The following is a 2,197-nucleotide window of genomic DNA, read 5'->3' as shown; positions in this document are numbered from 1 at the left end:
GAAAATCTCTCGACGATGACAAAAAGCGCTGACAATCCAGCGCAAACGGCCGCGGGGTAGAGCAGCCCGGTAGCTCGTCAGGCTCATAACCTGAAGGTCGTAGGTTCAAATCCTACCCCCGCAACCAAATTATCACGCGTTATCAAACGCTTAAGCGCCGCCCTCCGGGGCGGCGTTTGCGTTTCCAACACCCGTGGAAGCACTGTGGAAGCAAGAGGGGCCGAAGTCCTTCATACCGCTTCGTAAATCGGTGCCTGCGATGACCGTTGCTTCCAGTGCGGCTCGATCGGGATCATCGCATCGATACCGGCCGGGATCCCGCTGCCAAAGGCGAGCTCTCGAACATCGATCGCGACAACATCCAGTACCGGCCGCTCTTCGGTCATGAGCACGAACTCGGTGATCCTTCCTGGCGGGCAGTCCCTTGAGGCCGGGTAAACGAGCGCGAGTCGCTTGCAGCGGTAGCGACTTGCGTAGGCGTTCATCTGATATGCGTCGCCGCTCGAGACGCCCGAGTTCGGTTCGGCGAGATCGAGGCGCTTCCATTTTGCATCGAAGATGGCGACGCACTCGTCTCCGCTCTGAACGGTGATGTCGGGGCGCAGCTGGAAGCCCGCCGTCGCGAAGTTCTTCACAGGACTCTGAAGTCCGACAGTAAGGCGAGCACCGGCCTGCACCAGGCAGGCATGCCGGATGCGCAGTCCGAGTACCGTCTCGAAGAGCTTCTCCATGTTGAACAGCAGAGCGGAACCAGCTGCGTCGCCGATGCGAACATCCGGATAGAGGCCTGTCAGCAGCCAGCGGGCCCGCGCAAACACCGGCTCCCAGTGTCGGATGGTGCGATCAAACCGCAGGGCGCCGACGTCGCGAGCCCTGACCCTGCGATCGGTCACCTCGTCAAAGCGGTGGAGGAACGCCGCCACCATCGCCCGGGTCCTCGGGCTCAGTGCGAGCCCTAGAAGGATCCGAAGGACAGCCTTGAGCGCTTGATTGTAGGGGTTGTCGATGCTGCGGTCGTCGAAGCGACAGAGTAGATGAGAACGGTCTGAACCGCGCCGGGTTTGCCGGAGGCTGATTTCGGTTAGTTACGCGGCCATGGCGTCAGTTTCCAGAGCGGCGTAGAAGTTGACCTCGGCTTCTGCGGGCGGGATGTTCCCGATCGGCTCGAGCAGGCGGCGGTTGTTGAACCAGTCCACCCATTCAAGGGTCGCATATTCGACGGCCTCGAAGCTGCGCCAAGGTCCGCGTCGGTGGATGACCTCGGCCTTGAACAGGCCGTTGATCGTCTCGGCCAGCGCGTTGTCGTAACTGTCGCCCACGCTGCCAACCGAAGGTTCGATGCCTGCTTCTGCGAGGCGCTCGGTGTAGCGGATGGACAGGTATTGGGAGCCGCGGTCGCTGTGATGAACCAGTCCCATGCCCTTGGCTGGCCGGCGTTCGTGGACCGCCTGTTCCAAGGCATCGAGGACGAACCCCGCATGCGCCGAGGTGCTGACACGCCAGCCGACGATCTTGCGGGCATAGGCGTCGATGACGAAAGCCACATAGGCGAACCCCTTCCAGGTTGCGACATAGGTGAAATCACTGACCCAGAGCATGTTGGGTGCCGGCACCCGGAACTGGCGGTTCACCTTGTCCAGCGGACAGGGTGCCTTCTTGTCGGGGATCGTCGTCCTGTGCGGCTTGCCCCGGACAATGCCTTGAATACCCATGACCTTCATCAGCCGTGCCACCGTGCATCGGGCAACGTCGAAGCCCTCGCGGCGAAGCTGCCGCCAGATCTTCCGGACGCCGTAGACGCGCCAGTTCTCCTCGAATACCCGCAGGATCTCGGGGCGCAGCGCCTCATCCCGGCGCGCCCGTTCCGACAGCCGGGACGGATCGGCCCGCTTTGCCAGATGTTCATAGTAGGTGGACGGGGCGATCGGCAGAACCGCGCAGATCGGCTCGACCCCGTGCGCATCCCGGTGCGCGTCGATGAAACCCACCATCACTTCGACCGGCGGTCGAGCTCCGCCATCGCAAAATATGCGCTCGCCTTCCTGAGGATTTCGTTGGCCTGGCGCAACTTGTGAACCGGCGTGCAAAATTGACCCCGTAACGGGGTAATCGGCTTCCAAAAATGACCCCCCTTACGCTGATGGTCATGATGCCTCCGAGGCTATCGGGGGGCACAGTGTGGGATGCTGGTTGTGGA

General features: G+C 62.1%; 1 protein-coding gene, 1 tRNA gene, 1 pseudogene and 1 other annotated feature. Of the genes and pseudogenes, 1 reads left to right on the top strand and 2 read right to left on the bottom strand.

What is annotated here, in order from left to right; translation table 11 throughout:
* Nucleotides 1–50 precede the first annotated feature (50 nt).
* Nucleotides 51–127: transfer RNA gene (locus tag QPR87_RS23420), tRNA-Met, on the top strand.
* A 103-nt stretch (nucleotides 128–230) separates the two neighbouring features.
* Here the strand turns inward: QPR87_RS23420 and QPR87_RS23415 are convergent.
* Nucleotides 231–1,076 carry an McrC family protein gene (locus tag QPR87_RS23415; protein WP_285051552.1) on the bottom strand — a complete coding sequence of 282 codons (846 nt, stop codon included), beginning with the start codon at nucleotides 1,074–1,076 and terminating at the stop codon, nucleotides 231–233.
* 9 nt (nucleotides 1,077–1,085) lie between these two features.
* Nucleotides 1,086–2,071, bottom strand: a pseudogene (locus QPR87_RS23410) (IS3 family transposase); the annotation flags it as partial.
* Nucleotides 1,917–2,033: a sequence feature (AL1L pseudoknot), on the bottom strand. It overlaps the preceding pseudogene by 117 nt.
* Nucleotides 2,072–2,197: the final 126 nt, after the last annotated feature.

Source organism: Paracoccus sp. SSJ, assembly GCF_030234105.1.
In the GTDB taxonomy this organism is placed as follows: Bacteria; Pseudomonadota; Alphaproteobacteria; order Rhodobacterales; family Rhodobacteraceae; genus Paracoccus; species Paracoccus denitrificans.
This window is presented reverse-complemented; position numbering and strand designations above follow the sequence as displayed.